Here is a 14,631-nt window from a genome sequence, read left to right as displayed (position 1 = left end):
AAGCTGATAACTGACAACTAATAAAAAAATGGGAAGAGCATTCGAATTCCGCAAAGAAAGAAAGTTTAAACGCTGGGCGAAAATGGCCGTTCAGTTTACCCGCCTGGGTAAAGAAATAGCGATGGCGGTAAAAGCAGGCGGCGCCAGCATCGATACCAACTCCAGGTTGCGCACGGCCGTGCAGAACGCGAAGGCGGTAAATATGCCCAAAGACCGGGTGGAGGCCGCCATTAAACGCGCTTCGAGCAAGGATGAGAGCAATTACGAAGAGTTTGTATACGAAGGCTATGCCCCGCATGGCGTAGCAGTGCTGATAGAAACGGCTACCGACAATACCAATCGCACTGTGGCCAACGTGCGCAGCTATTTTAATAAAACAAACGGTACGTTGGGCAAAACGGGGTCTCTCGACTTCGTGTTCGTACGTAAATCTGTGTTCAGGTTTATCCCGGGCGATCTCGACCTGGAGGAGCTTGAGCTTGAGCTGATAGACGCCGGTCTCGAGGACCTGTTCGTAGAGGCGGATGAGGAAGGAAACGACGTGGGCGTGATCCATACCTCCTTTGAGGATTTTGGGAAGATGCAACGGGCGCTCGACGACAAAGGGATTGAAGTGAAGAGCGCCAAGCTCGAACGGATCGCCTTATCTACCGTAGCGGTAACAGAGGAGCAAGCTGCCGATGTGCTTAAGCTGATCGACAAATTGGAGGAGGACGACGACGTGCAGGCCGTCTATTACAATATCGCAGAGTAGCACGCCGCACATGGATTTCCGGGAGTTTTTTGTAAAGAAGAAGATAGACCCTGACCTGTTGCAGGAGGCGGAACCTGCCCTTTTTTTAGAATTCAGATCGGAATATGAACAGATGGGGGAGAAGAGCTTCGACCATACCAAGAAATTCTGGTTTAACAAACTCCGCAGGGCATACCACACAAAAGAAGAGCTGAAACCGTCAAAAGCGACGGTAATTATTACCGACCCTATTGCCACACAGGCAATGCCGCTGGAATCACCTACCATTGAGCAAAAGCCCGCTTTCAAGCCCCGGTTTAGGGTGGGAGCAGGTAGCGCCAAGGCAGAGGAATCAATCTTGCAAGCAGGAGAGACGCCGGTAACGGAACCGCCAATTATCCAGGAGGAGGTTACAGAAGTTTCTTTGGAACCTATTGTGGCCCCGGCTCCCAAACCAGGCTTCACGCCACGGTTTAAAGCGGGAGCTACGAAGCCTTTGGAACCTGTGCCTCCCGCCGGGCAGGCAGCGTCACCCGGGTCAGCACCCGGCCCGCCGGAAACTTCGGCCCCCGGGGAAAAAGCCGCTGCGGGCGGGCCTCCGAAACCCGGTTTTACCCCGAAATTTAAACCCGGGGCGGTAAAGCCATCAACCCCGGCAGAAACCGATGCGGCGGCATACAACACCGGATCCCCGGAAACCCCGTCGGCACCAGGAGAACCTGTAATAGCCCAAACACCGCTTCCTGCCGCAACGGCAAAACCCGGGTTTACCCCTCGTTTCCGGGCGGGAGTTACCAAATCAGCCGGCCAGACCGAAGAAGTCCCCGCGACTGGCGAAGCGGAAACTCACACTCCGCCACTCACTACCGGCACTCCGGAGGGCGCAGAAGATGTCGCGCCGCCGGTAACGTCACCACCAAAGCCCGGATTTAAACCGCGTTTTAATGCTGCCGCAATTAAGAAGCAGCAAGCGGATATGCCGCCATCACAGGAAGTTTTGCCGGTTGTGTCTAACCAGGACGCCGGTAGTACCCCGCCTGCTGAGCCACCGGCCGAAACCAGGGAAAGCCCCGAATCCGCCGCCAAACCAGCTTATAAGCCAAAGTTCTCTGCTAAAGCGATAAAGCCTGCTGACCCGGAAAAGGGCCATGAAAAGTAAAAAGGAAGGTAGATGCGCTAAGAATGGATCCTGGTTTCCGCCAGCGCGATACCCCAGCTAAGAACGATCGTGATCAGCCCGGGGGTTTTGCTCCAGGCTATATCCCGGCATGAAGTGACATACCACGCCAAAGTCATGAAAATATTGAAATGCAAAGGATTCCAATGGTAAAGAAAGCCCTTACGAGTTTTGCGGAACGGATAGTTTTGCGGCTTTTTTAACGAGGTTCACCGGTTGCGGCACCTTCACATAATAGCCCGTGCCGTCATATGGCCGTTTGCGCGGATGTTGCCGGCATTCGGAAGAGCAGCATCCTTCCAGTTCGTTGCCGCAGGCATCGCACTGTGTGAAGTGTTCATTACATTCCGGGTTGCCACAGTTAATCATCTTCGCCGTAACGGTACCGCAATTGCGGCAAACCGAGATGATGGCGGGGTTCACGCTGTTCACGTCCACCGCTAACCGGTTATCGAAAACATAGCATTTCCCTTCGAAGTCTTTTCCGCCAGCTTCTTTTCCATATTTGATGATACCGCCATGGAGCTGGTAAACGTCTTTAAAACCTTCATGCAGCAGCAGGGCCGATGCCTTTTCACATTTAATGCCGCCGGTGCAATAGGTGAGTATTTTTTTGTCTTTGTATTGCGCCAGTTCGTTGATCATGGCCGGGAAATCGCGAAAATTCTCGATGTCGAGCGTTACGGCATTCTTAAACTTTCCCAGGGAATGCTCATAGTTAGAGCGTACGTCAAGGACCACCACATCGTCATTGTCCTTCATCGCCATAAAATCAGCCGGTTCGAGGTGTTTCCCGGTCTGCCTGTTCGGATCGATGATACGCGGGTCTCTTAAGCCCGAGTGCACGATCTCTGATTTATACCGGCAATGCATCTTTACAAAGGAAGGTTCCGCAACATCGTCGATCTTGAAATCGATTCCCGCGAAGCGTTGATCGGCGTGAAGGGTCTCCATGTATACACTGCAGGCTTCGGCGGTTCCCGATACCGTTCCGTTCAAGCCTTCTCCGGCAACGATAATGCGACCTGTAAGCCCAAGGGATTTACAAAAATTAAGATGATCGGAAGCAAACTCTTCCGCGTCTGCTATGGGAGTATAGCAATAGTAAAGTAACGTTTGGTAAGTTGTCATATGATCATTGATACTGGTTCAAACAGCGTAAAATGAGCGGCAAAGATACCAAAAAATTATTTTCCCGGGTGACGGTCGGCATATAACAGGTCTTTTTGCCAGTTGTTGAGCACCAGGAAGCAATTTTTTAACCGGAGTCGTTCCCGCATTTGCGTGATTGCCGAAAGGGATGACTCCGGGGTAAACCCCGATCGAAGCACAAACAAGGTCATGTCGCAACAGCGTAAGACCCCGGCAGGGGCGCCAATGTCACATATCGGACCAGTATCTACGATCACCAGGTCGTACAGGAATTTTACCGTATCCAGTAGCCCCGCGAAATTGCCGTTTTGAAACAGGTCTGAAGCGGCCAGGGTGGTATTTCCGGCATAGATTACTTCGCAACCTGTGTAATTGGTGGGTTGAATTACGGTTCTCCAGCCAGTATCCCCCGAAAGGTAGTCGCTTAGCCCCTTAGGGTCACTGTTCCCTGCTGCCGGTGTCCCCGTTCGCCGGGCGATGTCGGCAGCAATGAAAAGTACTTTTTTCCCCACCAGGGAGAAAGAGGCAGCAAGATTAAACGCAATCAGCGTTTTTCCTTCGCCATAATTGGCAGAAGAAACGCCGATCAACAGCGGGTTATTGCCTGCAAGCAGGCCCGGGAAATCACGGAGGTGCTTGATCGACCCGGAAAATACCGATCCCGGGCTCTCTATCACGTTAGCCGCCACCAGGGAAACGGGGGCATTGTTTTTTAAATGCGGAACAACGCCCAGCAAAGGAATGTCGCTATGCATCTGCACCGAATGGGCATCTGATATGCGTGCGTACAACGACCGCACGAGGAAGATCAGCGCCGCGCCCGTAAGTATACCTATCACCCATGCCGCGCGCCATACCGGTACTGCCGATGGCGATACGATGGTCCAGTCAGGGATTGCCGGGTCGATAAGCGCCGCGCCCGGTAAGATAGACGCTTTACCGATCTGTGCTTCCAGCCGCTTTTCGGTGAGAAAACTAAAGATCTTTTGGTCTACGCCGTAATTCCTGGTCAGGAGTTCCATCTCCCGCGCCTTCGCCGGCAGTTTTAGCAGGGCAGCTTCGTCTTTTTTTTGCCGTGCGAGATTTGTTGCGATCACATTTTCCAATTGCCATCGGGCAAGTTGGAGCATTTTTTTTAGCTCTCGTTTCGTAGAAATAAGCTGGTTCCGGGTATTGGTCATTGCCGGCGAGTGCTCGCCCGAAACTGGCCCGAGCAATTCCGCAGACTCGGTTAATGAATTAAGACGGAAGGTTAACGCATCAATAGCCGGGTTGGCCACCAGTCTCAGGACGGAAACCGGTCCGCCGCCGGCGAGCGCATTCTCCATTTTATCAAGCGCCGACAGCTGCAGGTTCCCCAGTTCTATCGCTTCCCGTTGCTTTTTCATGCGGTCAGACAAGGCATTGCTAAAAACCGGGAGGTCGTACGTGTCGGTATGTTTTCGGAATTCTTCCAGCGATTTCCCCGAACTATCGGCTTTCGGCGCGAATATCGCAAGTTGCTGATCGAGAAAGCCAATGATCTGTGCCGCAGATTGCGTTTTTTGCCAGAGATCATAACTGACGTATTCACCGGCGAGCGCGTTCAGCGCTTCCGCCGCAAAAACGGGGTTCGGATCAATTTTTGAAAGGCTTCCAACGGGAGAGAATTTGGCCGTTTCATTGAGGTTAAGTCCTTGTTTCAACCGTCCGCACCAGTATCCCGGCCGGTTAAAACGGAATATCATTCTTTTTAGCCGCGTTCCGTGAAGGCGGGTCCTCACCAGGAATGAGATCCCGGGCAGGTGCACAGGTTCTCCGGAAGAACAGTTCTTTTGATAAATACGCCCTTCTGCGCGATAGCTGATCCGGTATTGGTTTGGGCCGGTTAACTCAAGTTCCGCCGGTTGATCATAGAAAGCGCGCTCTTGTTCTAGGATGGTGATCTGCACAGGCGATTCCCTGTATAGTTCGATTTCGCGGAAAGCGCTTTTCCGGAAGTAACTCACCTTCCAATCGAGATGTGCTATTGCTTTCAGCAGTAACCGTTGGCTTTTAAAGATCGCGCTTTCAGCCTGGATCCGGTTACTGTATCCCCTGGGGGTTAGAATGCCGGTTAGGATGCTCAGTTCGCTGGCGTTGTCTTCCATACGGATCATGGCCGAGGTCTCGTATAAAGGCGGCGTGAGCCGGAGATAACACCCCGCCAAGAGAAGGCATACGCCGGTGGAAGCCGCTATCCAATGCCACCTGCTTAGCAGGATCCGGAAAACCTTCACCGGGCTGAATTGGTATGAAGTACCGTAATTCTCCATAAGAACATTATTAATGTTCTTCAATAATACGGTTTATTTATTTAAAGTTAAAAATAATTCTATTAAGAAAAATAAATACTATTTAAGATTAATAAAAATCATAGCATCTTACCGCTTCAGAGAGTTTGCGGTAAGGATCGCGGTTAGGAAAAGTAACTTCATAGCCTAAGCTGGCTTCGGTAGTTCCGCTTGTATTGCTGTAGTTTAGCCTCGAAAGGGTAGCGTCGTGGCTTGCGCCCAGCCGCACTTTGCTGTTTTTATTTGCCCGATTGCCAAATAGGTCGAAAATGACGGAGCCTACCACGGCATCGCTCTGGCCGGCGACATTGGTGCGGTACCACACGCCGATACTTACACTTCGTTGTTTGAACTGCACACCGCCGCTCACGGACGACGACGATGCCTGCCGGTAATACACCACGGAGGGCACCAGGTAAGGCGAATCATCGTCCGGGTTATAACGGTTGAGCGCGAAGCGGAAACTAGCATAGGCTATGTGCCGGCGTGCCATGAGCGAGGGCGTGCCGGTGAATGATTCATCAGGCTTGTTAATGTGCTGCAGCGAATAACCGGTCATAAAATTGCGTACTACCAGGTTCATACCAGCGCCGGCGTCGAACATATACCTGCTGTTAAATGCGGGTGGCTCGGCAGCGGTGGGCAGCCCGGGGTCGTAGCCCAGCCGCGGATCGATCTGGTCGGCGAAGATGATCCGGTTATAGTCGATCTTGCGGTTCGTTAAGCCGGCCTGTACGCCAAAAGAAAGCACATAGTCTTGTGTGCCGACACTGTATGAATAAATACCGGAAATATTGTTCTTTGTAAGGTATGCCGAGCCTTCCGCACTATGGGTAACCATCAGGCCAACGCCTCCTGCAAAAGCGGGGATCTGGTAATCGAGCGAAGCGGTGAAGTAGCTAAGCTGTGCGGGCGAGTTGGTCCACTGGTTGCGATAGATCATATTTACACGCAGATCGCCTTTAAACTGGCCGTTGAGCGCCGGGTTAAGGTATACCGGTTCATTAAAGAACTGCGAATAAATATGGTCCTGGGCTTCGCTTCGCTTGCCGAACAGGCATACTGCCGCCAGGGCGATCATGACCTTTCCGGCCAGTGAAATGGAGAGGGTTGCTTTCTTCATTACCTGATCAAATGTATCGGACCTGTACGTTTGGGAATATCGTCCTGGTAAACCATTCCCTTCCACTCTGTTCCGTTAATAAATGTGGCGCTCATTTTCCAGACATATACGCCTTCGGCCACCACCTGGCCTTTATACGTTCCGTCCCACGATTCCGTAGGCCGCCCGTTTTCATCGAGCGCCGTGGTGCGCCAAAGCAAGTCGCCCCATTTGTTAAACACTTCGAGCTGGTATTGCTTTATGCCTGAACCGATGGCGGCGAACGTCCTGAGCTGTGCGGTTAAACTCCCGGGCATAAACCCGCTGGGCACGTACAGCTGGCCGGGAACACCGTTTATACGCACGGTATGGATCATGGTATCCAGGCACCCGGCGGTATTGGCAACGATAAGTTTCACTTTATAAGAGCCGGTGTCTGCATAGGTATGCAACGGGTCTTTTGCAGTAGATTTCTTTCCGTCGCCGAAATCCCATGCCCACGAAACCGGGTTTATCGATTGATCGCGGAACTGGAAGGTATAGTTCGGGATCTCCGTGCCAAAACCATGTTCAGCGCTGAATTCGGCGGTAGGCTTGGGCGTGATCTTGATAAGGTCTGCCATATCTAGCGTGTCTGAACAGCCTTGTCCGTTAAAGACGATAAGGCGTACGGTGTAAGTGGGGAGGGTGCTGGTGTATACATGTTTGGGCGATACCAGGGTGCTGGAGGTGCCATCGCCGAACTCCCATTTATAGCCGACCGCCGCGGCGCCTGTTGGCGTAAAGGTAACCGCCAAAGGCGGGCATCCACTGGTAACGCTTGCGGAAAACGGCAGTACCACCGGTTTGGGCAGGATGTTCACCTTTACCGCGGATTGTATATTGGTAACGCAATTGCTGCTCGCATAAAGCGTTACGGTGTAATTACCCGGCCGTGCGTACCGGTGGGTAACGTCGTCGTTGGTACTGGTAATAAGCTCGGGTGTGCCGTCGCCAAAGTTATAGCGGTAAGTGACGCCGCCGGTCGACTGGTTCCGGAAAGTGACCGGTTCCTGCTCGCAGGTAGTGGTTTCCAGGGATCCCTGGGTGCCGTTAACGATGCGGAGGTTGGAAGTTACATCCGGGTTAAAGACGATTATGTCAAGTGTATTGGTGTTAGTGCTCACGCCACAATCGTTTTCGGCGATCATGGAGATATGATATTTGCCGGAAACGGTGAGTGTCCTCATCACCGCATCCGCCTTGGTCGTTTTTACCACGGTTTCTATTACCGTACCGTTGTCATCCTTCAGCACATAGGTATACTTCTTATTATTTCCCAGGGAGGTGTTGGTTATGGTGGGCGTAAAGGGGATACAGCCTGAAGTCGCGGCCATTGTAATCAGCGCCAGCGGCTTGGCGGGCTTGATGGTGATGGTGACCGGGGCGGAAACGATGGGATCGCAGGTACCTACCCAGGTGGTTAGGGTGACTATATAAACGGCATCTTCACCGTCGGCCCGCTCGTTGAAGATCACCGGTGCGGGATTTGCGTCTGTAAGCGGGGAAGAAGCAGACCCGCCGCCAAAGTTCCAGAGATAACGTGTATCGGGGGAGGTAGCAGAGGTATTCGTAAAACTGATACTAATAGGCCCGCAATTTTCGGATGGACCTGTTTTGGTGAATGTCGGCAATACATCTACGTAAGTGCTAAAGGTGCGTGACACCTCTACCGGGGCACATCCGAGGTTGCTTGTTACCACCAGGCGAAGATTAACGGATTGCCCTTGTCTGTTGAGTATCTTGCTTCCCGGGTAAATGGTCCCGGTACCGATCTTCACGCCGTCCTCGTACCAGGTATAAGTATCGTTTTGGGAATATGATCGCGGACGAATCGATTGTGAATTAAGCGCGAAGGGTGCGCAACCTTTATCATGTTCCGCCAGGATCTCGGCGATGGGATTGGGGTTCACTACGACGGTTACTTCATTGCTTATATCAGCCGTAGACTGGCAAGGCATGGATACCTTACGCCGAAATTTAGTGGTAGCAGGCAACGTGCCGGGGCTATAATTCTGCGAATTACCCCCGCTTGGAATGGCGGCCCAGGCCGAAAAATCACCGGTACTCTGCTCCCACTGGTAACTGTAATCTGATGGAGTTCCGCCAGTTGGTACGTTACCATTGATGGTGGCCGCGGCGGTACCTTCGCAGGTAGCGGCCACATTAGAAATCACGTTATTTGAAATAGAGGCCTGAACGGTGACGGTAACGAAGATGGGGTCACTCTGGCAGGAGGCGATGGAACCATCCTTAATGATCTTGTATACGACAGTCCCGGCCGTGGTGCCCGTGTTCGTAAGTACGTCGTGGATTGTATTGTCTGAGATATTGACCAGTGTGCCTGAATTGGTGTTGCCTAAGACGCCTGCGGATGCGGTCGACTCCCAGTAAATCGCCCCCGGAACATCGGTGGTGATTAATACCGCGGCATCCGTGTTATTACAGATTGAATGATCGGGAGAGGAAATAACCGGAGGTGCAATTACGGGTACGGTAACGGTAAACGGCTCGCCCGCGCATCCGTTTGCAATAGGCGTTACCAGATATACCACCGAACCATTGCGTGAGTTGGAAGAAAGAGTCAATACAGAATTGATCTCGGTGCCTGACCCGGCTACCGCGTCCGACACATTGTCGGCGGATACCGTCCAGGTAAAGGTGCTGCCGGGAACACTGGAACTAAGTGCATACGGAATGGGAGCGGAGCCACTGCATCGTTGATCTGCAGTACCGGAGATACCGGTGTTGGTGGGCTTAAACCTAATGGTAATCGGTCTTTCGATTAGGGTGCATCCAACGCTTGATGTGGTGGCGGAAAGCATCAGCACAATGCCATCGGGATCAAGATAATCGGCATCCACCGGTATGTAGGTTGCTTTTAACGGGTTTAACGGATCAACGGTGAGCGTTCCGGCGGCTCTTACTTTAGACCAGGTAGGCGCGTTGGCCCCCGGGTCGGCTGTGCCCTCCAGCTGAATGGTTGATCCCGGGCATTGGTCTGGATAAGTACCGGGGTTAAGTCTCGGAGCGGCGTTGATGGTCACGTTTTCAGTTGCACTAACAGAACTGCAATTGTTCTTATGAACCACTGTGACCTGGTAATTGCCGGTTTGATTAAAACTGATATTAGGAAATTTGGCATGGATATTATTGATCAGGTAACTGGTGGCCGGTTGACCGTCCGTGGGGGTTACAGACCAGGTATAGGTGTCGGGCTCTTCTCTGAAAGTGCCGCTGTAGGTTACCCTGGTAGAGCTCCCGGTAGAACTATCAAAGGTATATGCACCAGTCCCACATAGCACGGCGGCGGTAGGTAAGGTTACTGTTGGCGGTCCATTGACAATGATGGTTTTAGTAACGGGCGTAGCCGAGCAGGTAACGGCGTTCGATGTTAAAATCTCGAGCTTTACGATATAGCTGCCGGGAGTGGTGAGATCGTATTCGGGGTTTGCGCTGTTTGATGAACCTACAACCGGGTTAATAGTTGTTGGAGTGCCGGATGTGTTATCGAGTGTTACTGTCCATCTGAAACTATTCGTAGCGGTGGGGCAGGGCGTGGTTATGTTAGACAAGTTCTGCGGAATGAACCGGTAAGGCGCACCGCATTCGGTAATAGAGCTAGCGGTAACGTTAGATTTCAGGTTAAAATCTGCAACCGGTGTCGGTTGCACACAAAAGATAAAAACATCTTCGTCTGCCTGGCACGGCGAATTTTCGTCAAAAGAACGGAGAATGAGCGTGTGGGAACCTAGAGTGAGCCTCGGAACACCCCTCGCGCTGTTTGGGAAGGTCATCGGGATATTGCTGCTTACGTCGGTCATACCCGGAATTTCGACATTGTCCAGGACCCAGGTATATTTTGAATTAGGTGTACCGCAATCGCTGGAAGTAGAATTGTTAATGAACCTGATCTCTGATGCTTCAACGCAAGCGATCCCGTTTTTGACCACATTTACACCTGTGATGGTGTTAACCGGCTTTACTACAACCTTCGCCACCACCACGGCAGGGTTGCCGATCTGGGGACAATAGGGGCTTTCAAGATTAATACGAATCCCGAACACGTTGGGGATCGGGCCGGAACCAAGATCTACAAATTTTCCGCAGGATGAAATGTCATAGCTATGCGAAATGATCCCCGTCTTTTTCAGGATATCGTAATACGTTAACTTTTCAACAGGATTTGGATCTCTCCAATCTATACTGTAAATCGTTCCAGGGTAGTTGTTCCGGATGATGGTCGTATCAGCCTTGATCTCATAAGGGGCCGGTGCTGTTCCAAGTTTACAAACGGCTTGGGTGCTTCCGGGTTCAAAGCGCATATATGGTTCGTCATTTAGCAGCAGGTACGCTTTGGTGGCTACTGCGCCTCCGGCTGCCGCGGTAACAACCACCGTGTAGTGCGTAAGTTCGGGGGTGAATGGGGCCGTTGTTCCGTTACTGTTAAAGGTAAGTGAGGTGACTGCTCCGGTAGTTTCTTTAATAATCCTGAGCGTCGCAGCACCACCGGTAGATTCGTTGTCGAACTTGATCGGGTTGCTGCTGCCGCCGCAAAAACCGAAAACACGCGGGGCGGTATTGATCGTGGAAATAGAGCCAACCTCCGCTTTTAGCGGTGAGCCTGCAACTACCGTGAATGCCAGGGATGCTGAACTTGTACGAACCGGCGTGGTCGACTGGATCCTGACCGTATAACTACCGGGCGCAACACCCGCAAGGTCGGCATTAGCGAACAAAGTGAAGAAGCCGCTAAATGACCCGATAGGAGTGGGCGAAACCTGGACAGTGCCCGTGGCGTCGAAAAGCAATATATTAAAGGTATTGGTGGTCTTAAAATCGCCGTCCGTTTTAAAGAATACCGCCATCGTAGAGCCGGTGCCGTTGGAATACTGTACATTGTTATCAACTACCGGTTTGGTAATGGCAACTTGCGAGAAAACATTGTTACCGAATAATATCGACAGGATCAGCCCGCATAGCACATAAGAAAAAGCTTGGGAGAGTTTTGTCATAGGCTTGTTCTATGGGATCTCGCTCACAAAAAATGGCATCATAGGGCCCTGTAAATATAGCTTTTTATACGGTCATATAGAAACATGGTTCCGCAAAGTTTGTTCTCACCAGCAAGGAATGTATCGTGCTTTTTGCCCGCTAAAATTATCTCAACGTGAAAAGGCAGGGAAAATTACCTGACAACAGATAACTTACGCTTAAATTATGATCACCATTCACTCCACCCGCATCAATGGCATTGCCACCAGCTACCTGTTAAAAGAAGGAAGCGGCCCTGTTACCGTGTTATTTATCCATGGATTTCCTTTTAACAAGCAATTATGGGAGGCCCAGTTGCCGGCTTTGCCGGATGAAGTGCGTGGTATCGCTTATGATATCCGCGGTTTTGGCGATTCAGAAAGCGGCAGCAGCTTCTTTACCATCGACCTTTTTGCCAGGGACGTAGAAGCATTGGTGAGCGGGCTAAAGCTGGATAAGGTGGTTCTGTGCGGCATCTCCATGGGCGGGTACATCGCCTTGCGCGCTTTCGAGCGTAACGCCGGTCTGTATGCCGGCCTTATCCTGTGCGATACCACCGCCGCCGCCGATAACAACGAGGCGAAATTGAACCGCTTTGCGAGCATAGAAACGGTGCAGGAAAAAGGCGTGGAGCCCTATGCGGCCGGTTTCGTTAAGAAGATCTTCTCCGAAACTACCCTTACCGATCGGCCGGAGGCGGTCGCCCGCATCAGTGAAATGATCGTTACCACACCCGTTACCACCATTTGTTCGTCGCTGCTGGCCATGGCCTCGCGCACGGAGACCACTGCCCTGCTGCCTTCTGTAGACGTCCCCGCGCTGGTGATCCGGGGTGAAGACGACCAGGTGATCCCCGCCGTACAAACCGACCTGTTACAGCAAAGCATCCCAGGTGCGGTGATAGAAACCATTGATGCCGCAGGGCATCTGCCGAACGTAGAGAACCCGGAGGCCTTTAACCGGGCGATGAACCGGTTCCTGCAACGCTTCGTGGAGTAAACCTGGCCGGGACTTCGTAAAGCCAGCTTTTGGCCACGAATGCCAGCTGTTTAAAGATATTTCCGCTAAACATGTTCAGCATATGGGTAATTGCCGCGGGCCGATGCATCCAGTCAGTGTTAAACAGCGTCAGGCGCCCGATCCTGGCAAACCGTTTAAATAGCCGCTTTTCATAGGCCGCTATTGCCGTTTGCAGGTCTGTATGGCGCTGGTCTGCCAGGCATTCGCTGAGTTGTAACGCATCCAGCATTGCCATGTTCACACCTTCACCGGCGAACGGCGGCATCCAATGCGCGGCATCGCCGATCAGGGTAACGTTCTTTTTGGCTTCCCACCGTAAATTAAGCGGCATGCAATACTGCGGACGCGGGATAAAAAGCGACTCCGCGCTGGCAAATAGTTCGTGCCACACCTCGCCCCACTCCGGGAATTCTTTTTTGAACCAGTTCAGCACCTGGGCATGATCGTTAAAGTCGATCCCGCTGTTGGCCACCCAGTTTTCGCTGGTTCTACAGCCCGTGGCAAAGCCGAAGTTACCATCGCCCCGGGAGCTTACGATCAGCGTTTTTTCGTTTCCAAAAGCAAAGATCTTTCCGCCGTTAAGCAGTTGGTGGATGCGGGGCGCCGTTTGCGCCGATTGGTGTATCACGCCTTCGATCATGGTAATGCCCGCCCATACCGGCTTTACACCGGTAACAAAGCGCCTTACTTTCGAGTTTGCGCCATCAGCGCCGATTACCAGGCCGGCAGTTGCCACATGGCCGTTTTGAAAAACGATCTTCCAGGTGTTACCTGTTTCCTCAAGGGCGACGATATGGCTGTTCCAGCAAACGGTACCGGGCCGCAGTGAATCGAGCAGGATGTTTCGTAACGGGCCCCGGTCTATTTCCGGCCGGTGGTGTTTGTGACCGAAGCTAGCAGCGCTGCTTTCTTCATGCTGGTCGTAATGTACTGTCGCCTGGTTATCCGTCACGCGTATCTTATCGGCCCCGGGCCTGAAATTTGACTTGAACGCATCCATTAAGCCCGCCTGCTGCAGGGCAGCCAGTCCCGATTCCGTATGAAGGTCAAGCGCGCCGCCCTGTACGCGTACATCGCGGTTAACATCGCGTTCATATACCGTAACATCCGCGCCTTTGAGCTGCAAAAGCCGGGCAAGCGTTAACCCTCCCGGGCCGCCGCCTATAATGGCGATCTTTTTATCCTTTAATAACATGATGCAAAATTGCCCTGCCGGCGGGAGGAGAAATAGTAAAAATCGGTCGTTTTACTTTAAACGCCCAGCGTCCTCAGGTGAATAAACCGGTCATTCTCATTCCTGCTAAGCTCCTTTGGCACCACACCGGAGAATTTTTTGATCTCCTTAATAAAATGTGCCTGGTCCGTATAGTCCTGGCGGGGATAGAGCTTGCCTTCCTTCAGGTGTGCGAACGATGCACGGAATCGCAAAATGGTGCAGTATTCTTTAAGCGAAAGCCCGAACTGCTTGTTAAAATAGCGGTTGATCTGCCGGCTGTTCCAGGCGACTTTTTCTGCCAGCGCGTTAACGGACATCGCGCCGTTTTCCGCATAGATCAGCCGGAACAGCCTGATCTTGCGCTCGTCTGCACGGCTGGCGATCATCGTCCCCATTTTATGGGAGACTTTTTGGCAAAAGTGTTCAAAGTTATCCATGTCGGCCGCTGTAATTCCCCAGAAATCGTCGGCTAAGGAGGTAACCGTATTGAGCGTTGAAGCGATGCCGGCTCCCGGGAGGTATACCGCTGCCGACAGGTTAAAGCTGATGGCGAAGGTTTTTGATCCGGGGAGAATGGTGTTTTGCGACGGCCGGTTCCCGAGCCCCATCAACATCACTCCATACGGTTCCGCGGGCGAAACGGAGAACAGGATATCGATGCGGCCATCGGGCAGCACCACTACATCCTGCGCTTCCGGGGATGGATTTTCGATCATCCAAAAAAAGTCCACGAACGCAGATAACGGGGGAGGAGGCTTTATGAAGCGGGATTGGGCGGCCATTTATTAAAGGTACCTGTTTATCCAGCCCCTGCCAATAAAGCGAAGGATTTGGCAAACATTTTCG

The 14,631-nt window shown here is 52.1% G+C and carries 10 protein-coding genes; 3 read left to right on the top strand and 7 right to left on the bottom strand.

The window, feature by feature from the left end:
- The first annotated feature begins 28 nt into the window (after window positions 1–28).
- Together GS398_RS01010 and GS398_RS01005 are read left to right on the top strand one after the other, a co-directional pair.
- Window positions 29–754 carry a YebC/PmpR family DNA-binding transcriptional regulator gene (locus tag GS398_RS01010; protein ID WP_160904893.1) on the top strand — a complete coding sequence of 242 codons (726 nt, stop codon included), beginning with the start codon at window positions 29–31 and terminating at the stop codon, window positions 752–754.
- A 10-nt stretch (window positions 755–764) separates the two neighbouring features.
- Window positions 765–1,892, top strand: a complete 1,128-nt coding sequence (locus tag GS398_RS01005) for a hypothetical protein (protein WP_160904892.1) — start codon at window positions 765–767, stop codon at window positions 1,890–1,892.
- Between the two features lie 17 nt (window positions 1,893–1,909).
- Here GS398_RS01005 and GS398_RS22770 read toward each other — a convergent pair whose 3' ends face one another.
- The 5 genes from GS398_RS22770 to GS398_RS00980 form a co-directional block, all read right to left on the bottom strand.
- On the bottom strand, window positions 1,910–2,029 hold the full coding sequence (locus tag GS398_RS22770) for a DMT family protein (protein ID WP_160904891.1): 120 nt from the start codon (window positions 2,027–2,029) through the stop codon (window positions 1,910–1,912).
- A gap of 43 nt (window positions 2,030–2,072) precedes the next feature.
- Window positions 2,073–3,041: an oxygen-dependent tRNA uridine(34) hydroxylase TrhO gene (gene trhO / locus GS398_RS00995; protein WP_160904890.1), complete on the bottom strand. Its 969-nt coding sequence runs from the start codon at window positions 3,039–3,041 to the stop codon at window positions 2,073–2,075.
- A 56-nt stretch (window positions 3,042–3,097) separates the two neighbouring features.
- Window positions 3,098–5,356: a GumC family protein gene (locus GS398_RS00990; protein ID WP_160904889.1), complete on the bottom strand. Its 2,259-nt coding sequence runs from the start codon at window positions 5,354–5,356 to the stop codon at window positions 3,098–3,100.
- Between the two features lie 88 nt (window positions 5,357–5,444).
- Entirely contained in the window at window positions 5,445–6,497 is a 1,053-nt protein-coding gene (locus GS398_RS00985) for a PorP/SprF family type IX secretion system membrane protein (protein WP_237488058.1), read from the bottom strand.
- On the bottom strand, window positions 6,497–11,530 hold the full coding sequence (locus GS398_RS00980; protein ID WP_160904888.1) for a PKD domain-containing protein: 5,034 nt from the start codon (window positions 11,528–11,530) through the stop codon (window positions 6,497–6,499). Before GS398_RS00980 ends, GS398_RS00985 begins: the two co-directional genes overlap by 1 nt.
- Before the next feature lie 205 nt (window positions 11,531–11,735).
- On the opposite strand from GS398_RS00980, the gene GS398_RS00975 reads away from it, so the two are divergent.
- Entirely contained in the window at window positions 11,736–12,548 is an 813-nt protein-coding gene (locus GS398_RS00975) for an alpha/beta fold hydrolase (protein ID WP_160904887.1), read from the top strand.
- Here GS398_RS00975 and GS398_RS00970 read toward each other — a convergent pair.
- Together GS398_RS00970 and GS398_RS00965 are read right to left on the bottom strand one after the other, a co-directional pair.
- A complete protein-coding gene (locus GS398_RS00970; RefSeq protein ID WP_160904886.1) occupies window positions 12,505–13,764 on the bottom strand; it encodes an FAD-dependent oxidoreductase in 1,260 nt (419 codons plus the stop codon). The genes GS398_RS00975 and GS398_RS00970 overlap by 44 nt on opposite strands.
- Window positions 13,765–13,820: 56 nt before the next feature.
- Complete coding sequence (locus tag GS398_RS00965) at window positions 13,821–14,567, bottom strand: helix-turn-helix domain-containing protein (RefSeq protein ID WP_160904885.1); 747 nt, start codon at window positions 14,565–14,567, stop codon at window positions 13,821–13,823.
- Window positions 14,568–14,631 lie beyond the last annotated feature (64 nt).

The organism is Hufsiella ginkgonis (assembly GCF_009834915.1).
Taxonomy (GTDB): domain Bacteria; phylum Bacteroidota; class Bacteroidia; order Sphingobacteriales; family Sphingobacteriaceae; genus Hufsiella; species Hufsiella ginkgonis.
Note: the sequence above shows the minus strand (reverse complement) of the source record. Positions and strands in the feature narration are given on the sequence as shown.

Bases quoted from the DNA above. Each gene is read 5' to 3' on its own strand.
- GS398_RS00970 (WP_160904886.1), bottom strand. From the start codon at position 13,764: ATGTTATTAAAGGATAAAAAGATCGCCATTATAGGCGGCGGCCCGGGA.
- GS398_RS01010 (WP_160904893.1), top strand. From the start codon at position 29: ATGGGAAGAGCATTCGAATTCCGCAAAGAAAGAAAGTTTAAACGCTGG.
- GS398_RS00985 (WP_237488058.1), bottom strand. From the start codon at position 6,497: ATGAAGAAAGCAACCCTCTCCATTTCACTGGCCGGAAAGGTCATGATC.
- trhO (WP_160904890.1), bottom strand. From the start codon at position 3,041: ATGACAACTTACCAAACGTTACTTTACTATTGCTATACTCCCATAGCA.
- GS398_RS00965 (WP_160904885.1), bottom strand. From the start codon at position 14,567: ATGGCCGCCCAATCCCGCTTCATAAAGCCTCCTCCCCCGTTATCTGCG.
- GS398_RS00975 (WP_160904887.1), top strand. From the start codon at position 11,736: ATGATCACCATTCACTCCACCCGCATCAATGGCATTGCCACCAGCTAC.
- GS398_RS22770 (WP_160904891.1), bottom strand. From the start codon at position 2,029: ATGACTTTGGCGTGGTATGTCACTTCATGCCGGGATATAGCCTGGAGC.
- GS398_RS00990 (WP_160904889.1), bottom strand. From the start codon at position 5,356: ATGGAGAATTACGGTACTTCATACCAATTCAGCCCGGTGAAGGTTTTC.
- GS398_RS01005 (WP_160904892.1), top strand. From the start codon at position 765: ATGGATTTCCGGGAGTTTTTTGTAAAGAAGAAGATAGACCCTGACCTG.
- GS398_RS00980 (WP_160904888.1), bottom strand. From the start codon at position 11,530: ATGACAAAACTCTCCCAAGCTTTTTCTTATGTGCTATGCGGGCTGATC.